The sequence below is a fragment of the Endozoicomonas ascidiicola genome (genome assembly GCF_001646945.1).
GTDB lineage: Bacteria > Pseudomonadota > Gammaproteobacteria > Pseudomonadales > Endozoicomonadaceae > Endozoicomonas > Endozoicomonas ascidiicola.
Map to the genome: position 1 here is coordinate 70,599 of NZ_LUTV01000009.1, position 3,865 is coordinate 74,463.

Annotated in this window: 3 protein-coding genes and 1 pseudogene; 2 read left to right on the plus strand and 2 right to left on the minus strand. The window is 47.9% G+C overall.

From position 1 onward, the window contains the following. Window positions 1-190: 190 nt before the first annotated feature. Entirely contained in the window at window positions 191-400 is a 210-nt protein-coding gene (locus tag AKL11_RS21765) for a hypothetical protein (protein ID WP_067521954.1), read from the minus strand. A 146-nt stretch (window positions 401-546) separates the two neighbouring features. On the opposite strand from AKL11_RS21765, the gene AKL11_RS21770 reads away from it, so the two are divergent. After that, entirely contained in the window at window positions 547-1,644 is a 1,098-nt protein-coding gene (locus AKL11_RS21770; RefSeq protein WP_067521956.1) for an enoyl-CoA hydratase/isomerase family protein, read from the plus strand. Between the two features lie 12 nt (window positions 1,645-1,656). Here AKL11_RS21770 and AKL11_RS21775 read toward each other — a convergent pair whose 3' ends face one another. After that, entirely contained in the window at window positions 1,657-1,968 is a 312-nt protein-coding gene (locus AKL11_RS21775; protein WP_067521958.1) for a TusE/DsrC/DsvC family sulfur relay protein, read from the minus strand. 124 nt (window positions 1,969-2,092) lie between these two features. Between AKL11_RS21775 and AKL11_RS21780 the strand changes: the two are divergent. Continuing rightward, a pseudogene (locus AKL11_RS21780) lies at window positions 2,093-3,448 on the plus strand (IS1182 family transposase); the annotation flags it as partial. Window positions 3,449-3,865: the final 417 nt, after the last annotated feature.

The following is a 3,865-nucleotide window of genomic DNA, read 5'->3' on the forward strand; positions in this document are numbered from 1 at the left end:
ACTTGATAGAAATGCTATGGCAAAAGGTGAAGTATGAATGGTTGAATCTCTTTGAGGTCATGGACTTTAAGGCGTTTGAAGCAGAAGTCATACGAGTGTTTGAGCAGGTCGGTCAGGAATATATGATTTCATTTGGTTAACTACTTATGTTACTTAATAGTCTGCGATTTCTGAACTAGTAGATCAGTCTCTAGCCCTTGATATTATTGACTTTAATCAACTCGGCGGGAATTGCTGTGTGATTGTCGTTTTCCTGTAGCTTTTGATCAGGTAGTCGTTTTTGTAATAGGCGTAGCTGAAGTTTTTTGTTGAATTCATTGTCGTGATCCTTATTAAAGTGGTGGTGACCATGGGCATCCGGTTTAGCTCGCCTAGACGTAGTAGCTTTCGGTGCTGTCATCGGCGTAACCGGAGAACTGGTTGGGCTCTGTTTGGCAAATTATTGTCTTGCTGATATTTCTTTCACAAAAGATTACTCCCTCCCCATTGATAATAACCCCACTGTTACATATCCTTTTTCTTCATAGGATATATGAGGCAATCGCTATGACCGCTGACGTTCTGCTATCTGAACTGGAAGCCCGGGATAATAAAAAAGTTGGCCTGGTTACACTCAATGCTCAAAAGGCGTTGAATGCCCTGAACCCATCCATGATTGAGCAGATGCATCAAGCGCTCACCCAATGGCAGGACGACCCTGATATTGTCGCTGTGTTTATGCAGGGCAGTGGTGAAAAGGCCTTTTGTGCGGGTGGTGATGTTCGCTCTTTGCGTCAGGCGGTTGTGGACGGACAGATTGAGTCTCCCGCCCGGTTTTTTGAAGACGAATACCGGTTGGATTATCTGATCCATGCCTATACCAAGCCGGTGATTTGCTGGGGTAATGGCATTGTTATGGGTGGTGGTATTGGTTTGATGGCCGGTGCTGATTTCCGGGTGGTGACGGATACCTCCATGCTGGCCATGCCAGAGATTAGCATTGGTTTGTACCCCGATGTGGCAGGCAGTTGGTTGTTAAGTCGTATGCCGGCAGGAATCGGTTTGTTTATGGGGCTGACCGCCTGTCGTTTAAATGCGGCGGATGCCATTTATGTTGGCCTTGCAAATCGTTTTATCGATCAGGCGTTTCGTGAGAATGTGCTGGCGTCACTTTCTCAGGCGGATTGGAATGCTCAGGAAGCCCATAAAGTGGTGTATGCGATTCTTCAGGAATACCGGGAGAAGAGTACCGGCTGGTTGCCTTATTCAAAAGTGCGCGAACATAGGGACCTGATTGCCGGGTTGATGGACAGATCATCGCTGGCTGAAGTGATGGAAGGACTTGAAAACCTGAAAACCGACGATGAGTGGTTACAGGCGGCTCGTAAAACGGCGTTAAGAGGCTCGCCCCTGTCTGCGGCGATCTGCCGTCGACAGTTGACATCAGCACGTCATATGTCGCTTAAAGAGGTGTTCCAGAGCGAGCTGGTGTTGTCTGTAAATACTGTGCTGAAAGGGGATTTCTGTGAAGGCGTTCGTTCCGTGCTGGTGGATAAGGATCATAAACCGCAATGGAAGTTCGCGGATGCCAGCAAAGTGAACTCTGAACTGTTGGATGAGATTTTTACTTCACCTTGGGCCGAGAATCCACTGAGTGATCTTTAATGTGACCGTTCATTAAAAGCAATTGGTTGGCCGGGGTAATCCTGCAATGCGGGAAGCGACTCTGGCCGGGCTTTCCGGAAACAGTTTCAGTAAGTAGAGGCTGTTTCCTTTCTCTTTTCCGAAACACTTTTCAATATGCTTCACAAAGGGTCGCTGATTCGGCGCCATGTCGTATTGCTGATAGAACTCGCGGGTGGCGTTGATGATCTCCCAGTGGGCTTCTGTCAGAGTCAGTCCTTCCAGCTGGGCTAGCTGTTCCGCAACGTCGTGATTCCAATCTTCAAGGTTGGCGAGAAATCCATCTTTATCGAGAGTCAGGGGCATAGAAGGTTCCGAAGCATAATCGGGCAGGATTTTACTGCACCTGCAAAGGATAGACTAGGAGCCTGTCGGACTTAGAGCAACTTTTGAGTATAATACCCGCAAGATCGTAAAAGACAGCCAGCCAATGAACAAATGGACTTTCAGACCCATTGACCGAGACATCCCTGACTTTTTTCCTGCCACTGTTCAGGATTATCTGCCAGAGGTGCATCTTGCCCGCTTTGTTGTAGAGGTAGTCGAGCAGTTAGACCTCACACCTTTGATCAGCGCCTATAAAGGAAGGGGTTCTAAAGCCTGGCATCCATCCCTCATGCTGTCGTTATTGTTCTATGGGTATGCAACAGGTGTCTTTTCCAGCCGCAAACTGGAGAAAGCAACGTATGACTCCATCGCCTTTCGATATATCTGCGCCAACGAGCATCCGGATCACGACAGTATCAACACCTTTCGCCAGCGCTTCCGTAAAGAAATCAGTGMRCTTTTTGTTCAGATATTGTTGATTGCGCAACAGGCAGAATGGTTGAAGCTGGGAACCATCAGCCTTGATGGAACCAAGATGAAGGCCAATGCCAGCAAACACAAGGCGCTCAGTTACAAGCACGCATGCAAGCTCGAAAAGCAGCTCAAGGCAGAAGTTGAAGAGCTCCTCAGGATGGCTGAAAAAGCAGATACTGAAAAATTGCCAGACGAATTATCCATTCCTGATGAACTGAAGCGCAGGGAAGATCGCCTCAAGGTGATTGCCGATGCCAAGGCTGAAATTGAGCGACGAGCTGAAGAGCGTTATCAGCAAGAGCTGGCAGAATATCAGGAAAAAGTTGCCCGTCGTAATGCGATCAGAGATACGGGAACAAAGCCACGGGGCAAAGAACCGAAAGCCCCGTCACCGGGTCCCGGAGACAAAGATCAAGTCAATTTGACCGATCCGGAGTCTCGCATAATGCCAACGTCTGCTAACGGTTTTGTGCAGGCTTATAATGCGCAGGCTGCAGTAGATAACGACAGTGGTCTTATTGTTGAAAATCATATTACTCAGGCGACCAATGACAAACAACAGGTAGAGCCTGCCCTCGAAGAACTGGCCTCTCGTGAAGAGCAGATTGGCAAGCCCAACGTGATTCTTGCCGACACGGGCTACTTCAGTCAGAGCAATGTGTCTGCTGTGGATAAGTTTGGATCTATCCCTTACATTGCAGAAAAGAAGGATGCCCATAACAAGCCTCTACTGGAGCGCTTTAAGCCTGACGAGCCGATGCCTGCAGGCGATGATGTTACCGCACTGGAATTGATGCGTTGGCGATTGCAAACCCGGGAAGGACGGGCGGTGTATGCATTGAGAAAAAGCACCATTGAGCCAACGTTTGGRATACAGAAAGAAGTGATGGGATACCGTCAATTTCTGGTCCGTGGTCTTGAAGCAGTGTCTGCTGAATGGGATCTTCTGTGCATGGGTTTTAACCTGAAGCGGATGTTTACGCTGATGCTGAAAGATCTTCAGGAAAGTATTATTTTTATGCAGTTTATTGCAGCTTACAGGTTATTTGTCGCATGCATTTGGATATTTGGGCAAAAGAGACTGACAACATAAACAGCGCTTCCAAACTGAATTCTGTGATTTTTGACTTTATTGCGGCCCATCTCCGGTTTTTACCTTCAAGTCCGACAGACTCCTAGGAGGCTGACCGAGAATAGCGCCAGTCTCTTCCAATATGAAATGAGCCTGAACGGAGCCCTTGTTTCCAAAATGAAATGAGCCTGTGATTTCTGATCTTTCGTCCAAAATTACTGGATGAAAATCATAATGGACACACGGCTCATCAAATCGCTCCAGCAGGTGGAGGAGCTGCTTCAGGCTACACCGCAGATACAGCCTGGTTGGAAGTCAAAAGACGAGTGC

Excerpts from the sequence above, each read along its gene's own strand:
- AKL11_RS21775 (WP_067521958.1), bottom strand. The coding sequence starts at position 1,968 with ATGCCCCTGACTCTCGATAAAGATGGATTTCTCGCCAACCTTGAAGAT.
- AKL11_RS21770 (WP_067521956.1), top strand. The coding sequence starts at position 547 with ATGACCGCTGACGTTCTGCTATCTGAACTGGAAGCCCGGGATAATAAA.
- AKL11_RS21765 (WP_067521954.1), bottom strand. The coding sequence starts at position 400 with ATGACAGCACCGAAAGCTACTACGTCTAGGCGAGCTAAACCGGATGCC.